The 13,771-nt window shown below is 66.5% G+C and carries 24 protein-coding genes; 1 reads left to right on the top strand and 23 read right to left on the bottom strand.

Features of this window, described 5'->3' with window-relative positions; genetic code table 11:
• The first annotated feature begins 25 nt into the window (after window positions 1-25).
• Window positions 26-1,009 carry a hypothetical protein gene (locus tag OG392_RS21955; protein ID WP_329281989.1) on the top strand — a complete coding sequence of 328 codons (984 nt, stop codon included), beginning with the start codon at window positions 26-28 and terminating at the stop codon, window positions 1,007-1,009.
• On the opposite strand, the gene truA is transcribed toward OG392_RS21955, so the two are convergent.
• The 23 genes from truA to rplP form a co-directional block, all read right to left on the bottom strand.
• Window positions 980-1,837: a tRNA pseudouridine(38-40) synthase TruA gene (gene truA / locus OG392_RS21950; RefSeq protein WP_329281987.1), complete on the bottom strand. Its 858-nt coding sequence runs from the start codon at window positions 1,835-1,837 to the stop codon at window positions 980-982. The genes OG392_RS21955 and truA overlap by 30 nt on opposite strands.
• 81 nt (window positions 1,838-1,918) lie before the next feature.
• Window positions 1,919-2,383 carry a 50S ribosomal protein L17 gene (rplQ, locus tag OG392_RS21945; RefSeq protein ID WP_266895457.1) on the bottom strand — a complete coding sequence of 155 codons (465 nt, stop codon included), beginning with the start codon at window positions 2,381-2,383 and terminating at the stop codon, window positions 1,919-1,921.
• A 142-nt stretch (window positions 2,384-2,525) separates the two neighbouring features.
• Window positions 2,526-3,548 carry a DNA-directed RNA polymerase subunit alpha gene (locus OG392_RS21940; protein ID WP_003966937.1) on the bottom strand — a complete coding sequence of 341 codons (1,023 nt, stop codon included), beginning with the start codon at window positions 3,546-3,548 and terminating at the stop codon, window positions 2,526-2,528.
• 127 nt (window positions 3,549-3,675) lie between these two features.
• Window positions 3,676-4,080: a 30S ribosomal protein S11 gene (rpsK, locus tag OG392_RS21935; protein ID WP_006376016.1), complete on the bottom strand. Its 405-nt coding sequence runs from the start codon at window positions 4,078-4,080 to the stop codon at window positions 3,676-3,678.
• 66 nt (window positions 4,081-4,146) lie between these two features.
• Complete coding sequence (rpsM, locus tag OG392_RS21930; RefSeq protein ID WP_015035595.1) at window positions 4,147-4,527, bottom strand: 30S ribosomal protein S13; 381 nt, start codon at window positions 4,525-4,527, stop codon at window positions 4,147-4,149.
• A 190-nt stretch (window positions 4,528-4,717) separates the two neighbouring features.
• On the bottom strand, window positions 4,718-4,831 hold the full coding sequence (gene rpmJ / locus OG392_RS21925; protein ID WP_003956441.1) for a 50S ribosomal protein L36: 114 nt from the start codon (window positions 4,829-4,831) through the stop codon (window positions 4,718-4,720).
• 62 nt (window positions 4,832-4,893) lie between these two features.
• The gene (gene infA, locus OG392_RS21920) at window positions 4,894-5,115 is read right to left on the bottom strand and encodes a translation initiation factor IF-1 (RefSeq protein WP_003956442.1); all 222 of its coding nucleotides are present in this window, start codon (window positions 5,113-5,115) and stop codon (window positions 4,894-4,896) included.
• 231 nt (window positions 5,116-5,346) lie between these two features.
• On the bottom strand, window positions 5,347-6,198 hold the full coding sequence (map, locus tag OG392_RS21915; RefSeq protein WP_329281984.1) for a type I methionyl aminopeptidase: 852 nt from the start codon (window positions 6,196-6,198) through the stop codon (window positions 5,347-5,349).
• A 95-nt stretch (window positions 6,199-6,293) separates the two neighbouring features.
• Window positions 6,294-6,941: an adenylate kinase gene (locus tag OG392_RS21910; RefSeq protein WP_329281982.1), complete on the bottom strand. Its 648-nt coding sequence runs from the start codon at window positions 6,939-6,941 to the stop codon at window positions 6,294-6,296.
• Window positions 6,941-8,260 carry a preprotein translocase subunit SecY gene (gene secY / locus OG392_RS21905; protein ID WP_329281980.1) on the bottom strand — a complete coding sequence of 440 codons (1,320 nt, stop codon included), beginning with the start codon at window positions 8,258-8,260 and terminating at the stop codon, window positions 6,941-6,943. The genes OG392_RS21910 and secY overlap by 1 nt, the downstream gene beginning before the upstream one ends.
• Window positions 8,261-8,473: 213 nt before the next feature.
• Window positions 8,474-8,929 carry a 50S ribosomal protein L15 gene (gene rplO, locus OG392_RS21900; RefSeq protein ID WP_030318646.1) on the bottom strand — a complete coding sequence of 152 codons (456 nt, stop codon included), beginning with the start codon at window positions 8,927-8,929 and terminating at the stop codon, window positions 8,474-8,476.
• Between the two features lies 1 nt (window position 8,930).
• Entirely contained in the window at window positions 8,931-9,113 is a 183-nt protein-coding gene (gene rpmD, locus OG392_RS21895; RefSeq protein WP_015035589.1) for a 50S ribosomal protein L30, read from the bottom strand.
• A complete protein-coding gene (rpsE, locus tag OG392_RS21890) occupies window positions 9,113-9,715 on the bottom strand; it encodes a 30S ribosomal protein S5 (RefSeq protein ID WP_017239585.1) in 603 nt (200 codons plus the stop codon). Before rpsE ends, rpmD begins: the two co-directional genes overlap by 1 nt.
• 45 nt (window positions 9,716-9,760) lie before the next feature.
• Window positions 9,761-10,144: a 50S ribosomal protein L18 gene (rplR, locus tag OG392_RS21885; protein ID WP_017239584.1), complete on the bottom strand. Its 384-nt coding sequence runs from the start codon at window positions 10,142-10,144 to the stop codon at window positions 9,761-9,763.
• Between the two features lie 3 nt (window positions 10,145-10,147).
• Window positions 10,148-10,687 carry a 50S ribosomal protein L6 gene (rplF, locus tag OG392_RS21880; RefSeq protein ID WP_329281976.1) on the bottom strand — a complete coding sequence of 180 codons (540 nt, stop codon included), beginning with the start codon at window positions 10,685-10,687 and terminating at the stop codon, window positions 10,148-10,150.
• 21 nt (window positions 10,688-10,708) lie between these two features.
• Window positions 10,709-11,107, bottom strand: a complete 399-nt coding sequence (gene rpsH, locus OG392_RS21875) for a 30S ribosomal protein S8 (protein WP_329281974.1) — start codon at window positions 11,105-11,107, stop codon at window positions 10,709-10,711.
• Between the two features lie 206 nt (window positions 11,108-11,313).
• The gene (locus tag OG392_RS21870) at window positions 11,314-11,499 is read right to left on the bottom strand and encodes a type Z 30S ribosomal protein S14 (protein ID WP_003948630.1); all 186 of its coding nucleotides are present in this window, start codon (window positions 11,497-11,499) and stop codon (window positions 11,314-11,316) included.
• 5 nt (window positions 11,500-11,504) lie between these two features.
• The gene (rplE, locus tag OG392_RS21865; RefSeq protein ID WP_106975815.1) at window positions 11,505-12,062 is read right to left on the bottom strand and encodes a 50S ribosomal protein L5; all 558 of its coding nucleotides are present in this window, start codon (window positions 12,060-12,062) and stop codon (window positions 11,505-11,507) included.
• Window positions 12,059-12,370: a 50S ribosomal protein L24 gene (gene rplX, locus OG392_RS21860; RefSeq protein ID WP_024755412.1), complete on the bottom strand. Its 312-nt coding sequence runs from the start codon at window positions 12,368-12,370 to the stop codon at window positions 12,059-12,061. The genes rplE and rplX overlap by 4 nt, the downstream gene beginning before the upstream one ends.
• A 2-nt stretch (window positions 12,371-12,372) precedes the next feature.
• Window positions 12,373-12,741, bottom strand: coding sequence for a 50S ribosomal protein L14 (gene rplN, locus OG392_RS21855; RefSeq protein WP_003956455.1), 369 nt, complete (start codon window positions 12,739-12,741; stop codon window positions 12,373-12,375).
• 100 nt (window positions 12,742-12,841) lie between these two features.
• Window positions 12,842-13,123, bottom strand: coding sequence for a 30S ribosomal protein S17 (gene rpsQ, locus OG392_RS21850; protein ID WP_015035582.1), 282 nt, complete (start codon window positions 13,121-13,123; stop codon window positions 12,842-12,844).
• Window positions 13,123-13,347 (bottom strand): 50S ribosomal protein L29, encoded by a 225-nt coding sequence (rpmC, locus tag OG392_RS21845; protein ID WP_017239580.1) that lies wholly within the window; start codon window positions 13,345-13,347, stop codon window positions 13,123-13,125. The genes rpsQ and rpmC overlap by 1 nt, the downstream gene beginning before the upstream one ends.
• A complete protein-coding gene (rplP, locus tag OG392_RS21840) occupies window positions 13,347-13,766 on the bottom strand; it encodes a 50S ribosomal protein L16 (protein ID WP_015035580.1) in 420 nt (139 codons plus the stop codon). Before rplP ends, rpmC begins: the two co-directional genes overlap by 1 nt.
• Between the last annotated feature and the right edge of the window lie 5 nt (window positions 13,767-13,771).

Raw genomic sequence — 13,771 nt, 5'->3', positions numbered from 1 at the left:
GCCCAACCGGTTTAGGATGCGCGGCATGAGCTTTGGGGGACCGCAGTGGCCGCAAGAGCCGCAGCAGGGCGGGCAGCAGGGGCACGGGCAGCAGCCGCAGCAGGGGTACGGGCAGGGCTACGGACAGCCCCAGGGATACGGACAGCACGGGTACGGGCAGCAGCCTGGCCAGGGGCAGGCGCCCGACCCCTTCCCGGGCGCCCAGGGCGGCGGGCCGACCCCCGACTGGGGCGCCCTGGCCGACGCCTCGGCCTCCCGTAACCGCCGCAAGCGCTGGCTGATCATCGGCGGCGGCGCGGTGGCCGCGCTGGTCGTCGGCGCGATCGTCGCCACCGCCGTGGTGGCCTCCGGCAAGAAGAACGACGAGGCCAAGAACGGCGGGGTGCCCACCGGCACGGTCTCCTCCACCGCGACGCCGACCCCCGAGCCGACCTTCTCCTCGGTGGCGCCGCCGCCCCCGCCGAACCCGAAGGACTACATCTCGGACCCGAAGAAGGACAAGGCCCCGCTCTCCGCGGAGGGCCTCTTCCCGGGCAGGAAGCTGACGATGAACAAGCGCCCGTACACCAAGGGCGCGACCTCGGCGACGACCGACTGCGCGGCCGTCACCCAGGGCGGCCTCGGCGCCGTCCTCAAGAAGAACGGCTGCCAGCGGGTGCTCCGCGCCACCTATGTGAAGGACGGCATGGCGATCACCGTCGGCGTCGCCGTCTTCCCCTCGGAGGCCGCGGCCCTGAAGGCGAAGAGCCAGGCCACCGGCGGCATCGCCCCGCTCGTCGGCGCGGGCGTACGTGACTTCTGCCACGCCACGGTCTGTCTGCGCCGCTCGAACTCGGTCGGGCGCTACGCCTACTTCACCCAGGCCGGCTTCGCCAACGGCAAGAAGGTCACCAAGGCCGACAAGCCGATCTTCCAGGCCAGCGACGACCTCGGCACCTTCGCCTTCAACCAGATCTACGCCCGCGGCCGCGCCCAGGCCTCAGCAGCAGCCGGCGCTCCCGGGGAGTGACCGCTTGTTCCTGGCCTCCCGGTTGCGGGCGGCCAGGAGCTCGTCGGCCGGGTAGCCGACCTCTTCCAGGGTGAGGCCGTGCGGCCGTACGACGTGCACGGCCGAGTCCCGCACACCGGCGGCGAGCACCTTGCCCGGCCAGTCCACGGGCCGGTGCCCGTCGCCGACGAAGAGCAGGGCGCCGACCAGCGAGCGGACCATGTTGTGGCAGAAGGCGTCCGCCTTCACGGTGGCTTCCATCACCCCGTCGGGACGCCGGTCCCAGCGCAGCTCCTGGAGCGTGCGGATGGTGGTGGCTCCCTCGCGCCGCTTGCAGTAGGCGGCGAAGTCGTGCTCGCCGACGAGGGCGGTGGCGGCCTCGTTCATGGCGTCCATGTCGAGGGCCCAGTCGTGCCACAGGACGTGCCCGCGCTGCAGCGGGTCGACGCCGCCGGGGTTGTCGGTGACGCGGTACGCGTAACGGCGCCAGATGGCGGAGAAACGGGCGTTGAAGCCGCTGGGGGCCTCGGTCAGGGACCAGACCCTGACATCGTGCGAGAGGCGCCCCGCGAGCCGCCTGAGCAGCTTGTCGCGGTGCTCGGACCACAGCTCGACGGGCAGGTCGACATGCGCGACCTGGCCGCGCGCGTGCACCCCGGAGTCGGTCCGGCCGGCCACGGTCAGCTCGTACGTCTCCGTGGACCGGGTCACGGTCCGCAGCGCGGCCTCGATGTCCCCCTGCACGGTCCGCTGCCCCTGGGACTGCTTGGCCCACCCGGAGAAGTCCTTGCCGTCGTACGACAGGTCAAGCCGAACCCGTACGAACCCGTCCTGCACGTCATCGCTCACGCGGAAATCCTCTCAAACAGACGGGAACGGGCCCGTACCCCCCAGGGGGTACGGGCCCGCACACGAGAAACGTCGGAACGCTTACGCGTCCTTCGACTCCTCGGCCGGAGCCTCGGCGGCCGCGTCGGCCTCCTTGACGGCGCGCACGGTGGCGGCCTCGGCCTCGGCGACGGTCGCCTTCTTGGCGATCTCGCCCTCGACCAGCTCGATCACGGCCATCGGGGCGTTGTCGCCACGACGGTTGCCGATCTTGGTGATGCGGGTGTAGCCACCGGGGCGCTCCGTGTAACGCGGGGCGATCTCGGTGAAGAGGGTGTGGACGATGCCCTTGTCGGTGATCGTCTGCAGCACCAGGCGACGGTTGTGGATGTCGCCCTTCTTCGCCTTGGTGATCAGGCGCTCGGCGACCGGACGCAGGCGACGGGCCTTGGCCTCGGTGGTGGTGATGCGGCCGTGCTCGAAGAGCGACTTCGCCAGGTTGGCGAGGAGCAGCTTCTCGTGCGCGGCGGAACCGCCGAGGCGGGCACCCTTCGCGGGACGCGGCATGGTGTTTCTCCTTGTGATCTGCCTCGGCCGTATCAGGTACCGGGGTCAGTATCCGAGCGGGCGGTCGCCCGTCGAAGACCCGCGCCCCGTCAGGGGCGCGGGGAACTGCGCGACCGGCCGAAGCCGGCCCGCAGACGATCTGCTAGTACTGCTCGGTCTCCACGAAACCGGCGTCCGCGTCGTCGTCGGCGCCGAAGGCGTCGGCGGCGGCGGTCGGGTCGAATCCGGGCGGCGAGTCCTTCAGCGCGAGGCCCATACCGGCCAGCTTCGCCTTGACCTCGTCGATCGACTTCGCACCGAAGTTGCGGATGTCGAGCAGGTCGGCCTCGGAGCGCGCCACGAGCTCACCCACGGAGTGGATGCCCTCGCGCTTGAGGCAGTTGTACGAACGAACGGTGAGCTCGAGCTCCTCGATCGGCAGCGCCAGGTCGGCGGCGAGGGCGGCGTCCGTGGGGGACGGGCCCATGTCGATGCCCTCGGCGTCGATGTTGAGCTCGCGCGCCAGACCGAACAGCTCGACCAGGGTCTTGCCGGCGGACGCCATGGCGTCACGCGGGCGCATGGCCTGCTTGGTCTCGACGTCGACGATCAGCTTGTCGAAGTCGGTGCGCTGCTCGACACGGGTCGCCTCGACCTTGTACGTGACCTTGAGCACCGGGGAGTAGATGGAGTCGACCGGAATACGGCCGATCTCCTGGCCCACCTGCTTGTTCTGCACGGCGGAGACGTAGCCGCGACCGCGCTCGACGGTCAGCTCCATCTCCAGCTTGCCCTTGCCGTTGAGCGTGGCGAGGACGAGGTCGGGGTTGTGCACCTCGACACCGGCCGGGGGCGCGATGTCGGCGGCGGTGACCAGACCCGGGCCCTGCTTGCGCAGGTACATCACGACCGGCTCGTCGTGCTCCGAGGAGACGACCAGCTGCTTGATGTTGAGGATGAGGTCGGTCACGTCCTCCTTGACGCCCGGCACGGTGGTGAACTCGTGCAGGACACCGTCGATGCGGATGCTGGTGACAGCGGCACCCGGGATCGAGGAGAGGAGGGTACGGCGGAGGGAGTTGCCGAGGGTGTAGCCGAAGCCCGGCTCCAGCGGCTCGATCACGAACCGGGAGCGGAACTCGTCGACGACCTCTTCGGTCAGCGAAGGACGCTGAGCGATAAGCATGTGTTCAATCCTTCAGTCGTGGACGCCCACTATTTGACGCCCGACGGAGTGCTGCGTACTGCAAGGGTACGGGCGGCACGGTCCGAAGAGCCGTACCGCCCGAAGTCCTGGATCAAGCAGCCGTGCGTCAGACGCGGCGGCGCTTGGGGGGACGGCAGCCGTTGTGCGGCGTGGGGGTGACGTCCTGGATCGAACCGACCTCGAGGCCCGTGGCCTGGAGGGAGCGGATCGCGGTCTCGCGGCCGGAGCCCGGACCCTTGACGAAGACGTCAACCTTGCGCATGCCGTGCTCCTGCGCGCGGCGAGCGGCCGACTCGGCGGCCATCTGCGCGGCGAACGGGGTCGACTTGCGCGAGCCCTTGAAGCCGACGTGGCCGGCGGAGGCCCAGGAGATCACGTTGCCCGCGGGGTCCGTGATCGAGACGATGGTGTTGTTGAACGTGCTCTTGATGTGCGCGTGGCCGTGAGCGACGTTCTTCTTTTCCTTGCGGCGCACCTTCTTGGCAGCGCCCTGACGACCCTTGGGGGGCATCTATAACTCCTACGGGAGGTGGTCGGTCCTACAGCGAAGACCGCTTGGTCAAGCGTCCGCTGAGGACTACTTCTTGCCCGGCTTCTTCTTGCCGGCGATGGCGCGACGCGGGCCCTTGCGGGTACGAGCGTTCGTGCTGGTGCGCTGGCCGCGGACGGGCAGGCCACGACGGTGGCGGAGGCCCTGGTAGCAGCCGATCTCGACCTTGCGGCGGATGTCGGCGGCGATCTCGCGACGGAGGTCACCCTCGGTCTGGAGGTTGGCGTCCACGTACTCGCGGATCTTGACGAGGTCTTCCTCGGCAAGGTCGCGGACACGGGTGGACGGGTTCACGCCGGTCGCGGCGAGAATCTCCTCGGACCGGGTACGCCCGATGCCGAAGACGTAGGTGAGTGCGACCACCACACGCTTTTCGCGCGGGATGTCAACACCGGAAACGCGTGCCATTCAATGGCTCCTGTGTTCTCGGGGGTCTGCTGCAGAACCGTTCCCGGCTGCCGTATGAGGTACAGGTCGGGTCCCCGGCCCCCGCCGGAGGTGCCGTCAACCGTGCGAACACGGCCCGACGGGCTCTGCGTATGTACGTATTGCTATGCGTCGCGCGAAGAACTGCGAAATGCAGGTCGGTCGGCGTGCGTCAGCCCTGGCGCTGCTTGTGGCGCAGGTTGTCGCAGATGACCATGACCCGGCCGTGACGGCGGATCACCTTGCACTTGTCGCAGATCTTCTTGACGCTCGGCTTGACCTTCATGGGTGTGAGGTTCTCCGGGTCAGTGCCATCACCCGCGCGTGAAGGCGGGGTGCGGGCAAGATCTACTTGTACCGGTAGACGATCCGGCCACGCGTCAGGTCGTACGGAGAGAGCTCCACCACGACCCGGTCGTCCGGAAGGATTCGGATGTAGTGCATCCGCATCTTGCCGGAGATGTGCGCGAGGACCTTGTGACCGTTCTGGAGCTCCACCTTGAACATGGCGTTCGGGAGAGACTCGATCACGGTGCCCTCGATTTCGATGGCACCTTGCTTCTTGGCCACGCTTCGCCTTTCGAATCGGCTACCTTGATCGACTCTCGTCGCCGTATGCGGACACACGGGTACACGAGAGCCGACGCATCAGTCTACGTCAGGCCCCAGGAAAAGACGAATCGGGAAGTCTGCCCACCCGGACTGATCCTTACGCAAGGCACCACGCCGTAGAAACTTCAAAGCTACTCCTGCCGGCGAGCGAACACCCCGGGCCGGCCGGCAGCCGCGGAAGCCCCGCCGCTACGCCAGCGGGTCCGGCGCCGCCGTCACGCCCAGCTCCGCCAGCTTCGCCTTGCCTCCGTCGACCGCCGTCAGGACCAGGGGGCCCTCCTCGGTCAGGGCGATCGAGTGCTCCCAGTGGGAGGACCAGGTGCCGTCCGTCGTGATGACGGTCCAGTCGTCCTTCAGGACCTCCGTCTGCGGGGTGCCCAGGGAGACCATCGGCTCGATCGCGAGGCACAGGCCGGGGACCAGCTTCGGGCCCTTGCCGCGCTTGCGGGAGACGTAGTTCAGCAGGTGCGGGTCCATGTGCATCTCGGTGCCGATGCCGTGGCCGCCGTAGTCCTCGATGATCCCGTACCGACCGAGGCTGTGGTCGCCCACGGCCGGACGCGGCTGGCGCTTGATGTACGTCTCGATCGCCTTCGAGATGTCGACCAGGCGGTTGCCGAGCCGCATGGCCGCGATGCCGGCCCACATCGACTCCTCCGTGACACGGGAGAGCTCCACGAGCTCGGGCGCGTGCCCGGTGCCCACGAAGGCCGTGAAGGCCGCGTCACCGTGCCAGCCGTCCACGATCGCGCCCGCGTCGATGGAGATGATGTCGCCGTCCTTGAGGACGGTCCCGTCGTCGGGGATGCCGTGGACGACGACCTCGTTGACCGAGGTGCAGATCGTCGCGGGGAACCCGCCGTACCCGAGGAAGTTCGACTTCGCCCCGTGGTCGGCGATGACCTTCCGCGCGACCTCGTCCAGGTCCTTCGTCGTGGCGCCCGGCACGGCGGCCTCACGCGTCGCCGCGTGAATGGCGGCGACGACCAGCCCCGCCTCGCGCATCTTCGCGATCTGCTCGGGGGTCTTGATCTGCACCATCGTGGCCGCGGCCTTTCCATCGAGTACGGGGAACAGAACAACGATACGGCCGCGACGCCCCTGAGGGGCACCGCGGCCGTATCGACGAGCCAGGGTTACTTCTTGAGCGCGGCCATCGCCTTCGCCGTGACCTCGTCCACCTTGCCGAGCGCCGAGATCGTCACGACCAGGTTCTGCGCCCGGTAGTAGTCGATGATCGGCTCGGTCTGCGTGTGGTAGACCTCCAGGCGCTTGCGGACCGTCTCCTCGGAGTCGTCCGCACGCTGGTACAGCTCACCGCCGCAGGCGTCGCAGACGCCCGCGGTCTTCGGCGCGTTGTACTCCACGTGGAAGACGTGCGCGCTGTCGTTGCGGCAGATGCGGCGACCCGCGATCCGCTTCACGACCTCGTCCTCGGGGACCTCGAGGTCCAGCACCGCGTCGAGCTGCATGTCCTCGGCCTTCAGGACCACGTCCAGGGCCTCGGCCTGCGCCACGTTGCGGGGGAACCCGTCCAGCAGGAAGCCGTTGACGGCGTCCGGCTGCTCCATCCGGTCCTTGGCCATCCCGATGGTCACCTCGTCGGGTACCAGGTCGCCGGCGTCCATGAACGCCTTGGCCTTGAGACCCAGCTCCGTGCCCTGAGAGATGTTGGCGCGGAACAGGTCGCCCGTGGAGATGTGCGGGATGTCCAGGTTCTTGGCAAGGAACGCAGCCTGCGTTCCCTTGCCGGCACCGGGCGGTCCGACGAGGACGATTCGCATCAGCGGAGGAACCCTTCGTAATTGCGCTGCTGGAGCTGGCTCTCGATCTGCTTCACGGTCTCCAGCCCCACACCCACGATGATGAGGATGCTCGTCCCACCGAAGGGGAAGTTGGCATTGGCGCCACCGAAGCCTGCCAACGCCATCGTCGGCACAAGAGCGATCAGACCCAAGTACAGCGAGCCCGGCCAAGTGATCCGGTTGAGCACGTAGCTCAGATACTCGGCAGTAGGTCGACCAGCCCGGATACCCGGGATGAAGCCACCATACTTCTTCATGTTGTCCGCGACTTCCTCGGGGTTGAACGAGATCGCCACATAGAAGAAGGCGAAGAACACGATCAGGAGGAAGTACGTCGCGATGTAGTAGGGGTGGTCACCCTTGACGAAGTGGGCTTCGATCCAGGTCTTCCACCCTGCGGTGGAGTTCGAGAACTGGGCGATCAAGGCCGGGATGTAGAGCAGCGACGACGCGAAGATGACAGGAATCACACCTGCCTGGTTCACCTTCAGCGGGATGTACGTGGACGTACCGCCGTAGGAGCGCCGGCCGATCATGCGCTTCGCGTACTGCACCGGGATCCGGCGCTGGGCCTGCTCGACGAAGACCACGAGGGCCACCATCACGAAGCCGATGAGGATGACGGTGCCGAACTCGATCCAGCCCTTGGCGAGCTTGCCGCTCTCCTTGATGGCCCAGAGGGCGCCCGGGAAGCCGGCCGCGATCGAGATGAACATCAGGATCGACATGCCGTTGCCGATGCCGCGGTCGGTGATCAGCTCACCGAGCCACATGACGATGCAGGTACCGGCGGTCATCGTGATGACCATGGTGGCGATCTTGAAGATCGACGGGTCGGGCACGACCTGGTCCGCGACGCGGCAGCCGCTGAACAGCGCACCACTCTTGGCGGTGGCCACGAGACCGGTGCCCTGAAGGATGGCGAGGGCGACCGTCAGGTACCGGGTGTACTGCGTGATCTTGGCGGTACCGGACTGACCCTCCTTCTTGAGGGCTTCCAGACGCGGGATCACGACGGTCAGCAGCTGCAGGATGATGCTGGCCGTGATGTACGGCATGATGCCGAGCGCGAAGATGGTGATCTGCAGCAGCGCTCCGCCACTGAACATGTTGACCAGGCCGAAGAGGCTGTTGTTGCCCTCACTGGCCTGCTTCACACACTGCTGGACGGCCTCGTAGCTGACGCCGGGGACCGGGATATGGGCCCCGAGGCGGTACAGCACGATGATGGCGAGCGTGAAGAGCAGCTTCTTGCGCAGGTCGGGCGTCTTGAACGCCCGGGCGAACGCGGTGAGCACGGTGCCTCCTGCGACCCCCGCGCTAGGCGTCAAGGGTGACGGTCTTGAGGTTCGACGAATAGGTATCGGTCATCAAATCCGTGCAGGCATAGCGCACGGAGTCTAGACAGTGCACGCCACCTTACCGGCGACCATGCCCCCCTAGGAACGACCAATCGGGGATGCCCCTTTTGGGAGGCATCCCCGATCGGATGTTCAAGCCATCGAGTCGTCTTAGACGAGCTCGGTGACGGTACCACCAGCGGCGGCGATCTTCTCCTTGGCGGAGCCGGAGACGGCGTCAACCGTCACCTGCAGCGCCACGGTGATCTCGCCGGTGCCGAGCACCTTGACGAGCTGGTTCTTGCGAACCGCACCCTTGGCGACCAGATCGGCCACCGTGACCTCGCCACCCTGCGGGTAGAGCGCGGTGAGCTTGTCCAGGTTCACGACCTGGTACTCGGTGCGGAACGGGTTCTTGAAGCCCTTGAGCTTCGGCAGACGCATGTGGAGGGGCATCTGCCCACCCTCGAAGCGCTGCGGAACCTGGTAACGGGCCTTGGTGCCCTTGGTACCACGACCGGCCGTCTTACCCTTCGACGCCTCACCACGGCCCACACGGGTCTTCGCGGTCTTGGCACCGGGGGCGGGACGGAGGTTGTGGGCCTTCAGCGGGTTGGTCTCCGCCATGTCAGTCAACCTCCTCGACCGTCACGAGGTGGCGGACGGTGTGAACCATTCCGCGGAACTCGGGGCGGTCCTCCTTGACAACCACGTCGTTGACCTTCTTGAGGCCGAGCGAACGCAGGGTGTCGCGGTGGTTCTGCTTGCTGCCGATGTACGACTTCGTCTGCGTGACCTTGAGGCGAGCCATTACGCACCCGCCCCAGCACGTGCACGGAGCAGAGCCGCGGGGGCGACGTCCTCGAGGGGCAGACCACGGCGAGCCGCGATCTCCTCGGGACGCTGCAGGCCCTTGAGGGCCGCCACGGTCGCGTGCACGATGTTGATCGCGTTGTCGGAGCCGAGCGACTTCGACAGGATGTCGTGAACGCCGGCGCACTCGAGCACGGCGCGCACCGGGCCACCGGCGATAACACCGGTACCGGGGGAAGCCGGCTTGAGCAGGACGACGCCCGCGGCCTTCTCGCCCTGGATCGGGTGAGGGATGGTGCCCTGGATGCGGGGAACCTTGAAGAAGTTCTTCTTGGCTTCCTCGACACCCTTGGCGATGGCCGCGGGAACTTCCTTGGCCTTGCCGTAACCGACACCTACGGTGCCGTCACCGTCGCCCACCACGACCAGCGCGGTGAAGCTGAAGCGGCGACCACCCTTGACAACCTTGGCGACGCGGTTGATCGCGACAACGCGCTCAACGTACGCGGTCTTCTCGGCGGCAGCGCCACCGTCGCGGCCCTTCCGGTCCCGCCGCTCGCCGCCACCGGCACCGCTTCCGCGGCGCTGGGGTCCAGCCATTGGATTACCTCTCTCTGTTACGTCCGTTAGTCCCGGAACCGGGGCTTAGAACTTCAGCCCGGCTTCGCGGGCGGCGTCAGCCAGAGCGGCAATGCGCCCGGCGTACCTGTTGCCACCACGGTCGAACACGACAGCCTCGACGCCGGCGGCCTTGGCGCGCTCGGCGACCAGGGAACCGACCTGCTTGGCCTGCGCGGACTTGTCGCCCTCGCCACCGCGGATCGACGCGTCCAGGGTCGACGCAGACGCAAGGGTGTGACCCTTGAGGTCGTCGATGACCTGAGCGGTGATGCCGCGGTTCGAGCGCGTCACGACGAGGCGCGGACGCTCCGCCGTACCCGACACGCTCTTGCGGATGCGGATGTGGCGGCGAGCCTTGGCGGCACGCTTGTAAGCGTCGCCCTTGGCGATCTTCACACCGTATGCCATGGCTTACTTACCAGCCTTTCCGACCTTGCGGCGGATGACCTCGCCGGCGTACTTGACGCCCTTGGCCTTGTACGGGTCGGGCTTCCGCAGCTTGCGGATGTTCGCCGCGACCTCGCCGACCTTCTGCTTGTCGATGCCCTCGACCGAGAACTTGGTCGGCGACTCGACCTTGAACGAGATGCCCTCGGGCGCCTCGACCAGGATCGGGTGGCTGTAGCCGAGCTGGAACTCCAGGTTGGAGCCCTTCGCGGCCACGCGGTAACCGACACCGCTGATCTCGAGCGCCTTCACGTAACCCTGGGTCACACCGGTGATCATGTTGGCCACCAGCGTGCGGGACAGGCCGTGAAGGGCCTTGTTCTGACGCTCGTCGTTCGGGCGGGTGACGTTGAGAACGCCGTCCTCACCCTTAGCGACCTCGATCGGCGCGGCAACGGTGTGGTTCAGGGTGCCCTTGGAACCCTTCACCGTGACCGTGCGGCCCTCGATGGTGACGTCCACGCCGGCGGGAACCTGGATAGGCAGCTTGCCAATACGCGACATGAGCTTTCCTTCCTTTCCCGACTACCAGACGTAGGCGAGGACTTCCCCACCTACGCCCTTCTTGCCTGCCTGCTGGCCGGTCAGGAGACCGTGGGACGTGGAGATGATCGCCACGCCCAGGCCACCGAGAACCTTCGGCAGGTTGGTGGACTTCGCGTAAACCCGGAGACCGGGCTTCGAGATCCGCTTGATGCCCGCGATGGAGCGCTCACGGTTCGGACCGAACTTGAGCTCGAGGACGAGGTTCTTGCCGACCTCGGCGTCCTCGACCTTCCAGCCCGTGATGAAGCCCTCCTGCTGGAGGATTTCCGCGATGTGAGACTTGATCTTGCTGTGCGGCATCGTCACGGAGTCGTGGTATGCCGAGTTCGCGTTACGCAGACGAGCCAGCATGTCCGCGATCGGATCAGTCATGGTCATGAATTGGCCTTCGGCCTCTCTCGCCGGGGTTTCCAGTGCGCCATCCCTCTCCCCACACAGGGGCGGGACGGGTGCGGCGCGGGGACCTACGGCGTAGTAAGTCGTACGGGCGGCGGACGCCCAACCCTCCTAGCCTAAGCCATGGAGGGATGGGCATCCGACAACCCAGTGCTTACCGAGAGACTCCGGTCATCCCAAGTAAGGGATTACCAGGAGCTCTTGGTCACGCCCGGCAGCTCGCCACGGTGAGCCATCTCACGAAGGCACACGCGGCACAGGCCGAACTTGCGGTACACGGAGTGGGGACGACCACAGCGCTGGCAGCGCGTGTAGCCACGCACGCCGAACTTGGGCTTGCGAGCAGCCTTCGCGATGAGAGCCTTCTTCGCCATCTCGCTTACGCCTCCTTGAAGGGGAAGCCGAGGTGACGCAGAAGGGCACGGCCCTCGTCGTCGTTGGTCGCCGTGGTCACCACGGTGATGTCCATACCCCGGACACGGTCGATCTTGTCCTGGTCGATCTCGTGGAACATGACCTGCTCCGTGAGACCGAAGGTGTAGTTGCCACGCCCGTCGAACTGCTTGGGGGACAGACCACGGAAGTCGCGGATGCGCGGAAGCGCGAGCGACAGGGTGCGGTCCAGGAACTCCCACATGCGGTCGCCACGGAGGGTGACGTGCGCACCGATCGGCTGGCCCTCGCGAAGCTTGAACTGCGCGATGGACTTGCGAGCCTTGGTGACGGCCGGCTTCTGACCGGTGATCGTGGTGAGGTCACGGACGGCACCGTCCATGAGCTTCGAGTCACGGGCGGCGTCGCCGACACCCATGTTGACCACGATCTTCACGAGGCCGGGAACCTGCATGACGTTCTCGTACGAGAACTCCTCACGCAGCTTGCCCGCGATCTCCTCGCGGTACTTCGTCTTGAGACGCGGAGTGGTGGTAGCCATCAGATGTCCTCACCCGTCCGCTTGGCAACGCGGATCTTGTTGCCCTCGTCGTCGAAGCGGAAGCCGACACGCGTGACGACCTTCTTCCCGTCCTTCTCCACGACCAGCTGGACGTTGGAGACGTGGACCGGAGCCTCGGTCGTGACGATGCCACCGGCCTGCGACGGGCCGGCCTTGGTGTGCTTCTTGACCCGGTTGACACCCTCGACGAGGACGCGGTTCTCGCGGGGGAAGGCCGTGATGACCTTGCCCTGCTTGCCCTTGTCCTTACCGGTGATGACCTGAACCAGGTCGCCCTTCTTGATCTTCATGCTTACAGCACCTCCGGCGCGAGCGAGATGATCTTCATGAACTTCTTCTCGCGCAGCTCACGGCCGACCGGGCCGAAGATACGGGTGCCACGAGGGTCGCCGTCGTTCTTGAGAATGACAGCGGCGTTCTCGTCGAAGCGGATGTACGAGCCGTCCTGGCGGCGGCGCTCCTTGACGGTGCGAACGATGACCGCCTTGACGACGTCACCCTTCTTCACGTTGCCACCGGGGATCGCGTCCTTGACGGTGGCGACGATGACGTCACCGATGCCCGCGTAGCGGCGACCCGAGCCACCGAGAACACGGATGCAAAGGATCTCCTTGGCACCAGTGTTGTCGGCGACACGCAGTCGCGACTCCTGCTGGATCACGTCTATCTCCTGATTTGTCTGCCGGTTCCCGGCCGGGGCTTCACGTGGAAGCCCCGGCCGAGCCTGGCGGAACGAACTCGAAGGGTTACCCCTTCAAGAATTACTTGGCCTTCTCGAGGATCTCGATGACGCGCCAGTGCTTCGTGGCGGACAGCTTCCGGGTCTCCATCAGGAGGACGCGGTCGCCGATGCCGGCAGCGTTCTGCTCGTCATGAGCCTTGAGCTTGTTCGTACGGCGGATGACCTTGCCGTACAGCGCGTGCTTGACGCGGTCCTCGACAGCGACGACGACGGTCTTGTCCATCTTGTCGCTGACGACCAGGCCCTCGCGGACCTTGCGAGCGTTGCGCTCGGTCTTCTCAGTCACGTTGCTCTCGCTCATCAGGCGTTCTCCACCGTCTCGATGCCCAGCTCGCGCTCACGCATCAGGGTGTAGATCCGGGCGATGTCCTTACGGACGGACTTGAGCCGACCGTGGTTCTCGAGCTGGCCCGTCGCCGCCTGGAAGCGGAGGTTGAACAGCTCTTCCTTGGCCTCGCGGAGCTTGTTGAGGAGCTCCTCGTTGCCCAGCTCGCGCAGCTCGGACGCCTTGGTACCGGCCGACATCACAGCTCACCTGCTTCGCGCTTAACGATCTTGCACTTCATCGGCAGCTTGTGGGCCGCACGGGTCAGGGCCTCGCGCGCGATCTTCTCGTTCGGGTAGGACAGTTCGAACATCACCCGACCCGGCTTGACGTTCGCGATCCACCACTCCGGAGAACCCTTACCGGAACCCATGCGGGTCTCGGCGGGCTTCTTCGTCAGCGGGCGGTCCGGGTAGATGTTGATCCAGACCTTGCCGCCACGCTTGATGTGGCGGGTCATCGCGATACGAGCCGCCTCGATCTGGCGGTTGGTCACGTACGCCGGCGTGAGGGCCTGAATGCCGTACTCGCCGAACGCAACCTGCGTACCACCCTTGCTCATACCCGAGCGCTTGGGGTGGTGCTGCTTGCGGTGCTTGACCCTACGGGGGATCAGCATTTCGG

It is taken from the genome of Streptomyces sp. NBC_00691, from assembly GCF_036226665.1.
GTDB lineage: Bacteria > Actinomycetota > Actinomycetes > Streptomycetales > Streptomycetaceae > Streptomyces.
Note: the sequence above shows the minus strand (reverse complement) of the source record. Positions and strands in the feature narration are given on the sequence as shown.

What these genes read in the sequence shown, in the direction of transcription:
- rpsH (WP_329281974.1), bottom strand. Translation starts at nt 11,107, where the DNA reads ATGACCATGACTGATCCGATCGCGGACATGCTGGCTCGTCTGCGTAAC.
- OG392_RS21870 (WP_003948630.1), bottom strand. Translation starts at nt 11,499, where the DNA reads ATGGCGAAGAAGGCTCTCATCGCGAAGGCTGCTCGCAAGCCCAAGTTC.
- rplX (WP_024755412.1), bottom strand. Translation starts at nt 12,370, where the DNA reads ATGAAGATCAAGAAGGGCGACCTGGTTCAGGTCATCACCGGTAAGGAC.
- rplR (WP_017239584.1), bottom strand. Translation starts at nt 10,144, where the DNA reads ATGGCATACGGTGTGAAGATCGCCAAGGGCGACGCTTACAAGCGTGCC.
- rplO (WP_030318646.1), bottom strand. Translation starts at nt 8,929, where the DNA reads ATGGCGGAGACCAACCCGCTGAAGGCCCACAACCTCCGTCCCGCCCCC.
- OG392_RS21955 (WP_329281989.1), top strand. Translation starts at nt 26, where the DNA reads ATGAGCTTTGGGGGACCGCAGTGGCCGCAAGAGCCGCAGCAGGGCGGG.
- rpmC (WP_017239580.1), bottom strand. Translation starts at nt 13,347, where the DNA reads ATGTCGGCCGGTACCAAGGCGTCCGAGCTGCGCGAGCTGGGCAACGAG.
- rplP (WP_015035580.1), bottom strand. Translation starts at nt 13,766, where the DNA reads ATGCTGATCCCCCGTAGGGTCAAGCACCGCAAGCAGCACCACCCCAAG.
- rpsK (WP_006376016.1), bottom strand. Translation starts at nt 4,080, where the DNA reads ATGCCCCCCAAGGGTCGTCAGGGCGCTGCCAAGAAGGTGCGCCGCAAG.
- rplQ (WP_266895457.1), bottom strand. Translation starts at nt 2,383, where the DNA reads ATGCCGCGTCCCGCGAAGGGTGCCCGCCTCGGCGGTTCCGCCGCGCAC.
- rpsM (WP_015035595.1), bottom strand. Translation starts at nt 4,527, where the DNA reads ATGGCACGCGTTTCCGGTGTTGACATCCCGCGCGAAAAGCGTGTGGTG.
- rpmJ (WP_003956441.1), bottom strand. Translation starts at nt 4,831, where the DNA reads ATGAAGGTCAAGCCGAGCGTCAAGAAGATCTGCGACAAGTGCAAGGTG.
- OG392_RS21910 (WP_329281982.1), bottom strand. Translation starts at nt 6,941, where the DNA reads ATGCGAATCGTCCTCGTCGGACCGCCCGGTGCCGGCAAGGGAACGCAG.
- map (WP_329281984.1), bottom strand. Translation starts at nt 6,198, where the DNA reads ATGGTGCAGATCAAGACCCCCGAGCAGATCGCGAAGATGCGCGAGGCG.
- rpsE (WP_017239585.1), bottom strand. Translation starts at nt 9,715, where the DNA reads ATGGCTGGACCCCAGCGCCGCGGAAGCGGTGCCGGTGGCGGCGAGCGG.
- OG392_RS21940 (WP_003966937.1), bottom strand. Translation starts at nt 3,548, where the DNA reads ATGCTTATCGCTCAGCGTCCTTCGCTGACCGAAGAGGTCGTCGACGAG.
- rpsQ (WP_015035582.1), bottom strand. Translation starts at nt 13,123, where the DNA reads ATGAGCGAGAGCAACGTGACTGAGAAGACCGAGCGCAACGCTCGCAAG.
- rplF (WP_329281976.1), bottom strand. Translation starts at nt 10,687, where the DNA reads ATGTCGCGTATTGGCAAGCTGCCTATCCAGGTTCCCGCCGGCGTGGAC.
- rpmD (WP_015035589.1), bottom strand. Translation starts at nt 9,113, where the DNA reads ATGGCTCGCCTCAAGGTCACGCAGACGAAGTCGTACATCGGCAGCAAG.